11 protein-coding genes are annotated in these 12615 nt (G+C 60.9%); 7 read left to right on the plus strand and 4 right to left on the minus strand.

Annotated features, from left to right (window positions below):
* Nucleotides 1–665 precede the first annotated feature (665 nt).
* Together B058_RS18515 and B058_RS16770 are read left to right on the plus strand one after the other, a co-directional pair.
* Nucleotides 666–1646, plus strand: a complete 981-nt coding sequence (locus tag B058_RS18515; RefSeq protein WP_425425247.1) for a sensor histidine kinase — start codon at nucleotides 666–668, stop codon at nucleotides 1644–1646.
* Nucleotides 1643–3010: a sigma-54-dependent transcriptional regulator gene (locus B058_RS16770; protein ID WP_018508220.1), complete on the plus strand. Its 1368-nt coding sequence runs from the start codon at nucleotides 1643–1645 to the stop codon at nucleotides 3008–3010. The genes B058_RS18515 and B058_RS16770 overlap by 4 nt, the downstream gene beginning before the upstream one ends.
* Before the next feature lie 13 nt (nucleotides 3011–3023).
* On the opposite strand, the gene B058_RS0109390 is transcribed toward B058_RS16770, so the two are convergent.
* Nucleotides 3024–3359, minus strand: a complete 336-nt coding sequence (locus tag B058_RS0109390; RefSeq protein ID WP_018508221.1) for a winged helix-turn-helix domain-containing protein — start codon at nucleotides 3357–3359, stop codon at nucleotides 3024–3026.
* 88 nt (nucleotides 3360–3447) lie between these two features.
* Between B058_RS0109390 and B058_RS0109395 the strand changes: the two genes are divergently transcribed.
* The 5 genes from B058_RS0109395 to B058_RS0109415 all read left to right on the plus strand — a co-directional run bounded on the left by B058_RS0109395 (nucleotide 3448) and on the right by B058_RS0109415 (nucleotide 6189).
* Complete coding sequence (locus B058_RS0109395) at nucleotides 3448–3906, plus strand: DUF302 domain-containing protein (protein WP_018508222.1); 459 nt, start codon at nucleotides 3448–3450, stop codon at nucleotides 3904–3906.
* Nucleotides 3907–4201: 295 nt separating this feature from the next.
* Nucleotides 4202–4699: a DinB family protein gene (locus tag B058_RS0109400; protein WP_018508223.1), complete on the plus strand. Its 498-nt coding sequence runs from the start codon at nucleotides 4202–4204 to the stop codon at nucleotides 4697–4699.
* A gap of 52 nt (nucleotides 4700–4751) precedes the next feature.
* Nucleotides 4752–5126 carry a fluoride efflux transporter CrcB gene (gene crcB, locus B058_RS0109405; RefSeq protein ID WP_018508224.1) on the plus strand — a complete coding sequence of 125 codons (375 nt, stop codon included), beginning with the start codon at nucleotides 4752–4754 and terminating at the stop codon, nucleotides 5124–5126.
* Complete coding sequence (locus B058_RS0109410) at nucleotides 5123–5437, plus strand: DUF190 domain-containing protein (RefSeq protein ID WP_018508225.1); 315 nt, start codon at nucleotides 5123–5125, stop codon at nucleotides 5435–5437. Before crcB ends, B058_RS0109410 begins: the two co-directional genes overlap by 4 nt.
* Before the next feature lie 17 nt (nucleotides 5438–5454).
* Nucleotides 5455–6189 carry a sulfite exporter TauE/SafE family protein gene (locus B058_RS0109415; RefSeq protein WP_245539287.1) on the plus strand — a complete coding sequence of 245 codons (735 nt, stop codon included), beginning with the start codon at nucleotides 5455–5457 and terminating at the stop codon, nucleotides 6187–6189.
* A gap of 3 nt (nucleotides 6190–6192) precedes the next feature.
* On the opposite strand, the gene B058_RS0109420 is transcribed toward B058_RS0109415, so the two are convergent.
* From B058_RS0109420 to B058_RS0109430, 3 genes are all read right to left on the minus strand, one after another.
* On the minus strand, nucleotides 6193–7797 hold the full coding sequence (locus B058_RS0109420) for a GGDEF domain-containing response regulator (protein ID WP_018508227.1): 1605 nt from the start codon (nucleotides 7795–7797) through the stop codon (nucleotides 6193–6195).
* A 151-nt stretch (nucleotides 7798–7948) separates the two neighbouring features.
* Nucleotides 7949–8899, minus strand: a complete 951-nt coding sequence (locus tag B058_RS0109425) for an MBL fold metallo-hydrolase (RefSeq protein WP_018508228.1) — start codon at nucleotides 8897–8899, stop codon at nucleotides 7949–7951.
* 30 nt (nucleotides 8900–8929) lie between these two features.
* On the minus strand, nucleotides 8930–12493 hold the full coding sequence (locus B058_RS0109430) for a bifunctional diguanylate cyclase/phosphodiesterase (RefSeq protein ID WP_157265751.1): 3564 nt from the start codon (nucleotides 12491–12493) through the stop codon (nucleotides 8930–8932).
* Nucleotides 12494–12615: the final 122 nt, after the last annotated feature.

A 12615-nucleotide genomic window follows, 5' to 3' on the forward strand; every position in this document is an offset into this window, starting at 1 on the left:
ATTTATATAAGATACTGTAGTTAAAGGTAAAAATAAGATATCGCTCGCCTCTGTTGCACCCCGTTTAACTTGTTGCAAATTGCAACTATACTGGGCGTGTTAGCGATAAGGGACTGGAGAACAGGATCGTGATACCTGCTATTCGAGGCGCTGTACTGCGTCACTCCCTGCGGGGAAAAATCACGCTGGGGTATTACGCGGTGGNGGCGATCATTCTGGTGGCGTCCTTGTTTTTCGTGGGGGAACTGCGCACGCTGGAGGCGAGGGTGGTCCTGGGACAGCGCGCCACCGATCTGTTCAATACCGTGTTGGAGATACGCCGTTTCGAACGTAATTACTTCCTCCATCACCAGGTCGGGGACCTTGAAGAAAACGCGGCGTATATCAAACTGGCCCAGTCGATGCTGACAGCCAATCAGGCAGATTTCTCAGCCATCGTCACGCAAACGCGCCTGGAGGCACTGCATACGATCCTTGGCGAGTATCAGCACCGGATGTCGGCTTTCACTGCCGCCGATCAGGCGTCCCTGGAACAGGAGCCACGCGTGCGTGCATTGGGCCAGGAACTGGTGGCGATCGCCGAGGACATGGCACGTGCGGAGCGGCGCCAGATCCAGACGACCNTGGCTTCGTTCCGTACGCTGCTGCTGGGGGTCATTTTGACGATGGCCTTTTTGATCGTGGTGATCGGCCGTGCGCTGTCGCAACGAGTCGTCCGGCCGTTGAAGGAGATGGAAGCCAGCGTGGCGGCGATTTCCGCCAACCGGCGCGAAAGCCTGTCGGCCCCCTCGAACGATCGCGAGATCATTTCCATCATCGCGGCCTTCAACCACATGTTGAAGGAACTGGATCTGCGGCAGAAATCGCTGATGCGCTCGGAACGGCTGGCGTCGCTCGGCACCATGTTGTCCGGCGTGGCCCATGAATTGAACAACCCGCTATCGAATATCTCGACCTCTTGCCAGATTCTGCAGGAAGAGGCCGGCGACTGCGATGTGGCGATGCAGAAGATGTACCTGGAACAGATCGATCAGCAGACTGAGCGCGCACGCCATATCGTCCGCTCCCTGCTCGATTTTTCCCGCGAACGGGCGTTCAGGAAAGAAAGCGTCCAGCTCAAGCCGCTGGTTGCACAGACGGTCGGTTTCGTGCGTGGTGAGGTGTCGGCCAAATCGGTCGTGCGCTTGGCCATTCCCGAGGACCTTCGCGTGGCCGCCGACGCGCAGCGCCTGCAGCAGGTGTTCGTGAACCTGATTCGCAATGCCATGGAAGGACTGGGCCCGCAGGGACGAATCGATATTTCCGCGCAAATCGTGCATGCCAGCGAACCGCCTGCAGGCACTGCTCTGGGCGAGGGATGTGGGACGAAGGGCGAGATGGTGGAAATCATCGTTGCGGACAATGGGCCGGGTATCGCAGCGGACATTCTGCCGCGTATTTTCGATCCATTCTTTACCACCAAGGACGTTGGCCACGGCATGGGATTGGGGCTGTTCGTGGTGTATGAAATCGTCGATGAGCATGGCGGCTGCATCGCCGTACGCAGCGCGCCTGGCGAGGGGGCCACGTTCTGTATCCGCTTGCCGCTGGAGGATGCGGACGGACAGCCTGCGGCAACCGCCGATGACAACAAGGAAGCGCAATGATGGAAGCAAGCCTGCTGATTGTGGACGACGAGGAGATCGCACTGCGCAATCTCCAGCATGTGATGGAGAAAGCGGGTTATCAGGTCACCGCCACCCAGAGTGGGGCCACCGCGGTCACGCTGCTGGCGTCGCGGCGTTTCGACGTGATACTCACCGATCTGCGCATGGAAGGCGTGGACGGCATGGACGTGTTGAAGAAAAGCCGTGAACTGCAGCCGGAGGCGGAAGTCATCTTCATCACCGGCTACGCGACGGCCGAATCCGCCGTACAGGCGCTGAAACATGGGGCGTTCTACTACATCGCCAAACCGTTCCGTCTCGACGAAGTGCGCAAGGTGGTGGCCGAAGCGCTGGAAAAGGTGCGCTTGCGCCGGGAGAACGACGCATTGCGCCGTGAAGTCGAGGGCTACCGGGAAGGCGAAGGCATCGTCACCCAGGATGTCGACATGCAGCGCCTGCTGGAGATCGCACGGCAGATCGCGCCAACGGACTGCAGCGTGCTCATCACGGGCGAGAGTGGAACCGGCAAGGAACTCTTCGCGAAATACCTTCACAAACACAGTACGCGGGCCGATGGCCCCTATGTCGCGATCAACTGCGGCGCATTCAGCGAGCAATTGCTGGCCAATGAATTGTTCGGCCACGAGAAAGGCGCGTTTACAGGCGCATCGGCATTGAAGAAAGGCCTGATCGAAGTGAGTTCCGGCGGTACGCTGTTTCTCGACGAGGTGACGGAAATGGCGCCGTCCATGCAGGTCAAGCTGCTACGCGTACTGCAGGAAAGGGAAGTGTTGCGGGTGGGGGGGACGCGGCCGGTGAAGTGCGACGTGCGGGTGCTGGCGGCGACCAATCGCGACGTCGGTGAGGCGGTGAAGGAGGGTCACTTTCGTGAAGACCTCTACTTCCGGCTGAATGTGGTGAATCTGGATATTCCCCCGCTTGCGCAGAGGAAAGGCGATATCCCCTTGCTCGCGCAACATTTTCTGCTCAAGTACGCCAACCGGATGAGGAAACCGGTGACCCGGATTTCCAGCGAGGTGATGGCATTGCTGGTGGATTATCCGTTCCCTGGCAATGTCCGCGAGCTGGAAAACCTGATCGAGCGCGGCACGGCCATGGCGCAAGGCGACACCATCGAGGTGGCGCATCTGCCTGACGCATTGCAGAAAAGGGAGAGCGTCGACTTCCGCAGGATCGGAGGCCGCCTGCCTACCCTGGAGGAACAGGAGCAAAGCTATATCACCCAGGTGCTGGATGAAGTGCAGGGCAACCAGACGGCAGCGGCGCAGATCCTCGGCATCAACCGGGCTTCATTGTGGCGAAAACTGAAGGCCCGACGGAACGGGGAATCGTCTTCCAAATAAGACGGCCGGCTGACTATGCACCGGGCTCGGGCAGGCTCTGCGCCAGTTTCAGCATGAAGGCCGCGTGTCGTGCCTCGGCCTGTTGATATGCGGCGATGAGCCGCTCGGCATCGGGTGTGAGCCGGCTGCCGGCTGGGCCGCTTTCAACCAGGGGCGTGTCCCACGCCGTGTTCATCGCATCCACAGCATCCCACGCGGCCTTGTAGCTCATCTTCATCGTCTTGGCGGCTTTGGAGATGGAACCGGTTTCGCGGATGCGCTGCAGCAGCTCGACCCGGCCCCGGCCGAGAAAGTTCTTGCCGTCCAGCGTCAGCCAGAAACGGCCGTCTGCCCTGAGTTGCGTGTTCATGCGGCGAGTGTAGCAAACGACCATTGCAGTTCGATCGTGCACGACAGAAAATCACGATCTGAAATATTGAAATATTCAGGAGAGTGCCATGAAGAAAATACTCGCTGTATGTGCGATCTTGTGCCTGCCGCTTTCCGCGATGGCGTCCGAAGGCTACACGGTCCTGTTCAAAACCCAGGGCACCTTTCAGGATGTACGCGATGCGCTTCAATTCTCGATCGAGGGCAAGGGCCTCAAGATCAACCATACCAACAAGATCGCCGAAATGCTGGCGCGCACCGGCCCGGAAATCGGTGCGACCAAGCAAGTGTATGTGGAGGGGGAACAGTTCGAGTTCTGCAGCGCCACTATTTCGCGGCAGATGATGGAAGCCGATCCGCATGCAATGGTGATGTGTCCGTATATCGTGTCGGTGTACACGATCCCGAACGACAAGCATGTCTACATGGCATACCGCAAACCTGGCCCCACCTCGAATCCGGCGCTGAAGAAGGCGCTGGGCGAGGTGGAAAGCCTGCTGACTGACATCATCAAGGACGCGATGTAAGGCAGCGTCAGTGCAGACGTGCGAGCGTGGCCAACGCGCGTTCGCGTGCGCGCATCCCACTGCGCATGGCACAGGTTCCGGATAAAGTTCCTGTACTTCTGGGTCGCCCGAGAAAATGGGACCGGGCGCAATGCTGACGCCTACGATCTGGATGCGGCCAACGAATGCTTCCTGACCGGCACCGGCGGGCAACTGCCGATGGCGGAGATTAAAGCCAAGGCTTGTATGCTGCGCACATGCCCGGGCTACTCGATCTTGTATTCCAGGCCTGCATCCAGGCGGAAACGGAGACAGTATGAATACCGAGGGATTGTGCCTGCAGGCACGCTACAACCAATGGATGAACGAACGCCTGTATGCGGCGACCGCATCCCTCCCTGAAGCGGTACGCCGTCGTGATCTGGGCGCATTCTTCAAATCCCTGCATGGCACTTTCAATCACATCCTGCTGGTCGACCGGCTGTGGATCGGCCGTATGACAGGCCATCTCTGCCATTTCGACTCGCTGGACCAGGAGCTATATCGGGATTTCGAGCAACTGCGCACGCAGCAGCGCGAAACCGATGCCGATCTGCTGCACCGTGTGCGTGCGCTGACAGCGCAGCAGCTCACTCGCCGCATCGACTACATCAGCCTGATGACGGGACAGCCTAAATCGCTTCAGCTCGGTACCTTGCTCACGCACGTGTTCCACCATCAGACACACCATCGGGGCCAGATCACAACCCTGCTGAGCCAGCTCGGCGTCGATTTCGGCGAGACGGACATGATCTGGATGCCGGATGTGAATTGAAACGTCTGCATTAGAATGGCGGCATGCCCCGTCCCTGCCATCCACCCCGGCCATGATCGCCTTTCTCGCCATCGGCTTGGGCGCGGCCATCGGTGCGTGGCTACGCTGGGGTCTTGGACTCTGGCTCAATCCCCTGTTTCAACCGATGCCGCTGGGCACGCTGGCTGCGAACCTGATCGGCGGCTATGTCATTGGCCTGTCTATCGCATGGTTTACCGAACATCCCGGCCTGCCGCCGGAAGCCCGGCTGTTTCTGATTACCGGCCTGCTCGGCGGACTCACCACGTTTTCCACGTTCTCCGCTGAAGTGGTCACTACGCTGATGCGGGGATTCTGGCTGACCGGTAGTCTGATTGCCTTGACCCATATGATCGGCTCCTTCCTTGCCACCGGATTGGGGTTTTATTCGATGAGGTTTTTCAAATGAACACAGTCTGCCTGCAGGTGTTTGTGTCCGAAGCCAGCCGTCATCATGGAAAACTGACCTACGAATGGCTGCTCGATGCCGCACAGGAACTCGGCATTGCCGGCGGATCGGCATTTGGCGCGCTGGCCGGTTTCGGCCGCCATGGCCGGCGCGATGCGGGATTTTTCGAGTTGGCGGGCGAGTTGCCGGTGGTAGTGGAGTTCTTCGTCGAGGCGGCGATGGCCGACCAGTTGCTGAAGCGCATCGCCGAGGCTGGATTGAAGCTGGTTTACGCTAAGCTGCCGGCTGAAATCGGGGTCACGGTCCAATAAGCGCGCTCGACCAGCTGGTGTTGTTCGTCGCTTCGCTGGCGGCGAATTTTTTCTCGGCGCTGTCCGGCGGCGGGGCCGGTCTGATCCAGTTTCCCGTTCTCATCTTTCTGGGGCTGCCTTTCGGTGTGGCGTTGGCCACGCACAAGATCGCCAGCGTGGCGCTCGGACTCGGCGCCACCCTTCGGCATCTGAAGGAATCGCATCTCGAACGCCGCTTCTCGCTGATCATCCTGGGCGCGGGGCTGCCGGGCGTGGTGTTGGGTGCATTGGCGATCCTGCATGTTCCCGAGCGGGCCGCCACTCTGGCGCTCGGGTTGCTGACGCTCGGCCTCGGCCTGTATTCGGTATTCAAACCGAGCCTCGGCATGGCACACCAGCCCAGGAACCGGCAGGGCGCTGCACTCGCCGGCGGCATGGCGGGGCTCTTCTTCGTTGGCTTCCTCAATGGCTCGATCACCAGTGGCACCGGGCTGTTTCTCACCATCTGGCTGATCCGCTGGTTCGGCCTCGACTACACCCGTGCGGTGGCCTATACGCTGATTCTCTGCGGGTTGGTATGGAACGGCACGGGCGCGCTGGTGCTGGGGGTGATCGGCACCGTGGCGTGGGGCTGGATGCCGGCGCTGCTGGCCGGCTCGATTCTGGGTGGCTACCTCGGCAGCCACATGGCCATCAAGAAGGGCAATCTGTGGATCAAGCGTTCGTTCGAGATCGTGACGATCTTGATCGGCCTGAAATTGATTCTGGGCTAGGGACTAATCGTCGCAGCTGTGGATGCGGTTGCGGCCGCCGCGTTTGGCTTGATAGAGCGCCTCGTCTGCGGCTTTGATCAACGCGTCGCCGGTCTGATGGAGTGGATAGGTGGCGATGCCGCCGCTGGCGGTGGCCAGAAAATGGGTGTCGCGGTAGGGATGCTTGATCTGCGCGAAATCACGGCGGATGCGGTCCACGATGGCATAGGCCTCTTCGGCATCGGTGTGCGGCAGGCCGATGAGGAATTCCTCGCCGCCGTAGCGGCAGAGAATGTCGTGCTTGCGCAGGCGCTGCTTCAGCAGCCAGGACAGGCTGCGGATGACCTGGTCGCCGACAGGGTGGCCATAGGTGTCATTGACCAGCTTGAAATGGTCGATATCCATCATCACCACCGACAGGAAGCCACCCTCGTGCGTCACGCCTGACAGTAGCATGTCGAGGGTGTTCTTGCCGCTGGAATGGTTGAGCAGACCGGTCAGGCTGTCGTGATACATCGAGCGGCGCAGTGCGCGGTAGCGCTCGATCTTGCTCATGACGATGGTGTTCAGGAATACCGGATTGAACGGCTTGGTGAGGAAATGGTCGCCGCCCAGCCGCATGGCGTCGACCTGCAGGGCGACGTTGGTCTCGCCCGACAGGTAGACGATGGGCATGCTGAGAAACTCGTTGTGCTGGCGGATGATGCGTGCGACTTCGACGCCCGTGCAGTTGGGCATGTACATATCCATCAGGATCAGGTCCGGATTGAACTGCTTGAGCGCGTTCAGCGTCTGGCGCGGGTCGTTGACGATCTCCGACACGATCTGGTTTTCCTGTAGCGTGCGCCGGATCAGGTGGCTGGCGGTCTTGGAGTCCTCCACGATCAGCACGCGGTATGCCTCCTGCTCGTGCCGCTCGTTCAATTCCATGATGTGCTCGATGATGGCGTGCGGGGGTGTACCTTCCAGCAGGCAGCTGTCGCAACCGCCGCTCAATGCCTGTTGCAACTGCTCGAAGTCGGACCGTACGCCGAGGCAGATCAGTTGTCCCATTCCGAATCGCTGTCGTAGCGACTGGATGCGGGCGCGCCACTCGGTTTCGGGCAGGCTGCCCATGTCGAGCAGCAGGAGGGGGGCGACGCCCGCGCTGTCCGGCAAGTCCTGGTCCCAGGTGATGAATCCGGCTGTCATGCCGAAATAGCCGAGCTGTGCCTCCAGGCCCGCCCAATCGGCCCGGTCCTGCGCGATCAGCCAGGTCTGACCGACGCGTACGGATGCGGGCGAGGGGTGGTGAGTGTCCTGACAGTGCTCGATCAGTCCGGCCGTGGCCATAGCGTGGGCGTGGGTCATGCGTGCCAGCGCGTCGACGCGTTCGCTTAGATCGTCCAGCGCAGTTTGCGGCAGCGGATGCACGACTTCCCGATTGAACAATGCGAGCGTCACCTGTTCGAGCTGATGGCTGGCATGGTGCAAGGCTACGATGCCTTTGTCGATCAGGAATTCGGTGAAGCTGTTGATGGAAACCGCCAGTTCCACGAAGCTTTCAAAGCTCGGTTCTGCGCGATATCGATGCCACGAGTTCGATACGGCCTGATTTTTCTGCAGGAGCTCTTCGGGGGGGCAAAGCATCGACGATAAGTTTTATACTATTTTCTTATGAAGTTTAATTATTACGCTTTATGGGGTGCTTTAGTCAATGACAGTCGTCAGTTCGGCGACAGAAGATTGCTCCAGAGGTGATTTCGATACGGCAGCGGGGCCTGCGCCATTCGCTGCGCGGCTACTTGCCGGTATCTTCCGTTTCCAGCCGTAGATACTGGTTGTAGGCATTGACCCGATTGGCCTCGTTGAATGCCGGCATGGCGCGATATTTCGACCAGTCGGTTTTTTCGTAGGCTTCGTCGAAAGGAACCAGATTGCGGGCAGCTTCACCCATGCTGCTGCGCAGATAGCTCAGGTAGTCGCGTGTGAAGACGAGATCGGCACGCGGTGTCCGCGAAGGCGCGCCATGGCCGGGAACCAGGATCCTGGGATGAACCGCGATCAGTTTGTCGAGCGCGGCGATCCAGGCGCGGCTGTCGGCGTCACCGACGAAGGGCACGCGGCCGCGAAACACCACGTCGCCGGCATAGAGCACGCCGTCTTCCTTGACCAGCATCGCGAGATCCTCGCTGGAATGAGCAGGACCGACGTGACGCAGGATGAAATGAAGGCCCCCCATCTCGAACTCGGTGTCGCCTTCAACGAAATGGTCCGCTTCCAACAGACGAGTGTCGTCATCCACCCAGGGGAAGAGCGCTTCCTTGCGCTGGGCCAGGCGCAGGGCTGCGTCCTCGGTGCGGGTGGCGCCTTCGGCGGCGCGCTGCGCCCAGATTTCGGCCCCTTGCGCCTTGAAGATCTGCAGGCCGTAGAAGTGATCGGCGTGGTAATGGCTGACAATGACCCGTTTGATCGGTTGTTTGGTGACCGTACGGATCAGGCCAAGCAGTTTCTCGGCCAGAGGGGGCGAGGCAAGGGCGTCGAAGACAACCACGCCGTCGCGGGTGACCACGAACCCGGCGTTGGACATGAAGCCCTGGTTTTCGCTGGAAGCCGCACCCGACTGGCCCTGGACGAAATAGCTGTGGGCGCCGAGACGCACAAGCTTCATCGGCACGGTGGCATCGTTGTTGGTGGCGTGAGCCAGCGGAAACAGATTGAGCAGCAGCAAGGCGAACAACAGGCGAATCATGGTGACGGGTCCCTCCCGATACAGGCGGTATTATAGTCGCGGGACTCCGGCGAGCGGCGGCGTGCGTACCTGTTGCGTGTGCGCCCACGCCTCGAAAACGGCGGGGGGCTGGGGACGGTTGAACAGATAGCCTTGATAGGTTTGACAGCCGCGCTCGGCGAGAAAGACGTGTTGGGCCTCGGTTTCAACGCCCTCGGCTACCACGTCCAGGTTGAGGCTCTGTCCCAGGGCCAGGATGCTGTGCGCAATGGACGCATCGTTGGGGTCGCTCAGCACGTCGCGTACGAACGACTGGTCGATCTTGATTTCGTCCAGCGGCAACCGCTTCAAATACGCCAGGGACGAATAACCGGTACCGAAATCGTCGAGCGAAAAGCCAATGCCGCGTGCCTTGAGTGCACTCATCTTGACGATGGTTTCTTCCATGTTGTCCACCAGCAGGCTCTCGGTCAGTTCCAGTTTCAGCCTGTGTGGATTGGCACCGCTGCGGTCGATGACGTCCAGTACCTGGGACACGAAATCCGGTTGGCGGAACTGGCGCGCGCTGACGTTCACCGCCAGATTCAACGACGCCATGTGCGGCTGGGCGGCCCAGGCCACCAGTTGCAGGCAGGCAGTTTCCAGCACACGCAGCCCGATCGGCAGGATGAGACCGGTTTCCTCGGCCAGCGGGATGAAAGTGGCCGGCGCGATCCAGCCGCGTTCGGAGTGATGCCAGCGCAGCAGTGCCTCGGCCCCGCAGAGACGCCCCAGGCTGTCGACCTGCGCCTGATAATGCAGTTCGAAGGCATGGTTCAGCAAAGCGTGGCGCAGATCGGCTTCTAGTTCGGCACGAGCGGCAGCGACCGCCTGCATGGCCGGATCGAAAAAGCGCAGGGTATTGCGGCCCTGCGCCTTGGCCTGGTACATGGCGAGATCAGCGCGCTGCAGCAATTCGTCCTGGGTGGCTGGCTGGTCGTTGAAGAGCGTGACGCCGATGCTCGAGGTGCTGTGGTGCACATACTCGGACAGCAAGAAGGGGGGGGCGAAGCTGGCCAGCACTTTTTCGCCTACTACCATCGCCAGGGCAGCGGCTTCATGTGGGGCGGCAGCCAGATTTTCCAGGACGATCACGAATTCGTCGCCACCGAGCCGTGCCAGCGTATCGCCCTCGCGCAGACAGGCTTGCAGGCGCTGGGCAAGCTGTTGCAGGAACAGATCGCCGATGGCATGGCCCAGCGTATCGTTCAGGGCTTTGAAATTGTCGACGTCGATGAATAGCAGGGCTCCTACCTGTGACAGGCGTGCATCGATCGCCAGCGCATGGCTCAGGCGATCACGCAGCAATTGGCGATTGGGCAAACCGGTGAGGTGGTCATAAAACGCCAGGTACTGGATCTCGCGCTCGGCAGCCTTGCGTTCGGTGATGTCGGTATTGATCCCCAGGATGGCATCGGGCACTTGTTGTTCGTCGCGAAGCAAGGTCCAGTGGGCTTCGACGATGAGTGTGCTGCCGTCCTTGCGCCGCTGCACGATTTCGCCGTTCCATTCGCCCTGTTCCCGTACCTCACGCGTGCTTTGGTGGAAATCGGCCGGAACGGCATACAGCAAGGTGTCTGCTGACTGGCCGATCGCTTCGTCCCGGGTCCAGCCATACAGGCGTTCGGCCCCCTTGTTCCAGTAGCGGATGACGTGGTCGAGGCCGCGGACCACGATGGCATCCTGTGCCTTGTCGAGCAGCGAGGCCTGTTGCCGGATATGGGCGTCGGCAGCCTGGCGTTCGAGTTCCGAGGCCACACGGGTGGCGAAGATCTGCAGTGTGGACGTAGTGAAGGCCGTGTCCTGTAGCGGGTGGTTGAACAGCACGAACAGCTGCCCGATCGGCTGGCCGGCGGAATTGTCCAGCCGGTGTCCCACGTAGGCCTGGGCGCGGTGTGCACTGAGTTCCGCGGTGCAGGGGAACAATTCGCTGACGCGGGCGGGGATCACGTAATTGAGCGTATCGCTGAGGTGCTGGCAGGGCGTGCCGGCGAGCGGATATTCGAAATTGGGAATCAACCGACCGTCAACGTAGGCTACCTCGGTGCGCGCAGAGGCTGGTTCGCCGGGCTGGATGCGTGCAATGAACCCGGCGCTGGCGCCGAGTGCTTCGGTCATGTTGCCCACCAGTTCTTCGAAGAAAGCATTGCCCGAATTGGCGGATACGCCGGCGGCGATTTTCAGCACGGCGGCCTGGATTCGGTCCTGCTCAATGCGGTTGCGCAGCGTGGCGATGGCGAATGCCAGGTCGCCGGTCAGTTCCTGCAGCAGACGAGTTTCCCCGGCGCCGAAGTGGCGCGCCCTGGACGAGAACAGGGAAAATGCCCCATAGGCTTGCTGATCTTCGTGCAAGGGCAGCACGACCAGACTACGATAACCGTGGTGCAAGGCGGCCTCGAGCCAGGGTTCGAAGCTGGGGTCGTGCTGCAGATCCTCGACCGCCACCACCTGGTTGCTGCGCAATGCCCGTCCGACCGGCCCGCGGCCCACCACCTTGTCGCCGGACCGGCTGAACGAAAAGTCCTGCAGAGAGTGTGTGCCCATGCCTGCCCAGGCGATGGGCAATACCGATTGTTCGACATCGTCCTGGGTGTAACCGATCCAGGCCATACGATACCCGCCCACGTCGACGGCGATGCGGCAGATCTCGTTCAGCAATCCCTTTTCGTCAGTCGCGTGGATCACGGCCTCGTTGCAGGCGCTTCGCATACGCAGGGCGCGGTTGAGTCGAGCCAGTTCGAGTTCTGCGTCATTGCGGCTAGTGAGATCGGTCATGCCGCCGACCATGCGAAGGGCGCGCCCGTTGCCGTCGCGGATCACCGATCCGCGATCCAGCACATAGGCATAGTGGCCATCCTTGCGCTGGAAGCGGTATTCGGCCGCCCAGTTTGTCCCGCCGTTGTCGATTACCTGGCGGATGCTTTCCAGTACCCGAACATGATCGTCGGGGTGGAGATGCCGTGTCCACGAACTGCTGTCGAGGGGCAGGTCGGCCGGCACATGGCCGAATGTGCTTTGCATGCCTTCGTTCCACCAGATGCGGTCCAAAAGCAGATCCCAGTCCCAGATGGTGTCGGAGATGACGCGTGCGACGGTCTTGAAGCGGGCCTCGCTTTCGTGCAGCGCTTGCAGGACCCGTTTGCGCTCGGTGATGTCGCGTTGCACTGCCACGAAGTGGGTGTGTCGGCCCGACGTATCGGTGACCGGGACGATGTCGAGATCGAGCCAGACGGGTTCGCCGGCCTTGGTGTAGTTGATGAGTTCGCTGCGTATCGGCTGCCGGGCTTCCAATGCGGCACGGATGCGGCCGAGTTCGTGGCGGTCGGTCAGGGGGCCTTGCAGGAAACGGGGCGATTTCCCCAATACCTCTTCGCGCCGATAGCCGGTGAGCCGTTCGAATGCATCATTGACGAACACGATGCGCGGCCCCGGTTCGTCACAGGGATCGGCTTCCGTGATGAGCACGATGTCGTTCAGGCGGGCAACGCTCGCTTCCAGCAGCGCAAGTTGCTGGAGGCCGCTGTGCTCGGCGGCAAGCAGATGTGGGGGGGCGTCCACGGCGTCGAGACTAGACATGGCTTCCTGGCTTGGAGACGGCGAATACACATGCGGGATATCGTCGCATAGGTCGGATCGAACCGGTCGGTGCGGGCATGGTGAGTCAGGGCGGCAGCGTATGCCTGAGTTTACGTCCATTT

Source organism: Thiobacillus thioparus DSM 505 (assembly GCF_000373385.1).
Classification (GTDB): domain Bacteria; phylum Pseudomonadota; class Gammaproteobacteria; order Burkholderiales; family Thiobacillaceae; genus Thiobacillus; species Thiobacillus thioparus.

Bases quoted from the DNA above. Each gene is read 5' to 3' on its own strand.
- B058_RS16770 (WP_018508220.1), top strand. From the start codon at position 1,643: ATGATGGAAGCAAGCCTGCTGATTGTGGACGACGAGGAGATCGCACTG.
- B058_RS0109410 (WP_018508225.1), top strand. From the start codon at position 5,123: ATGAACACAGTCTGCCTGCAGGTGTTTGTGTCCGAAGCCAGCCGTCAT.
- B058_RS0109390 (WP_018508221.1), bottom strand. From the start codon at position 3,359: ATGAACACGCAACTCAGGGCAGACGGCCGTTTCTGGCTGACGCTGGAC.
- B058_RS0109395 (WP_018508222.1), top strand. From the start codon at position 3,448: ATGAAGAAAATACTCGCTGTATGTGCGATCTTGTGCCTGCCGCTTTCC.
- B058_RS0109400 (WP_018508223.1), top strand. From the start codon at position 4,202: ATGAATACCGAGGGATTGTGCCTGCAGGCACGCTACAACCAATGGATG.
- B058_RS0109425 (WP_018508228.1), bottom strand. From the start codon at position 8,899: ATGATTCGCCTGTTGTTCGCCTTGCTGCTGCTCAATCTGTTTCCGCTG.
- B058_RS0109420 (WP_018508227.1), bottom strand. From the start codon at position 7,797: ATGCTTTGCCCCCCCGAAGAGCTCCTGCAGAAAAATCAGGCCGTATCG.
- B058_RS0109430 (WP_157265751.1), bottom strand. From the start codon at position 12,493: ATGTCTAGTCTCGACGCCGTGGACGCCCCCCCACATCTGCTTGCCGCC.
- crcB (WP_018508224.1), top strand. From the start codon at position 4,752: ATGATCGCCTTTCTCGCCATCGGCTTGGGCGCGGCCATCGGTGCGTGG.
- B058_RS18515 (WP_425425247.1), top strand. From the start codon at position 666: ATGGCCTTTTTGATCGTGGTGATCGGCCGTGCGCTGTCGCAACGAGTC.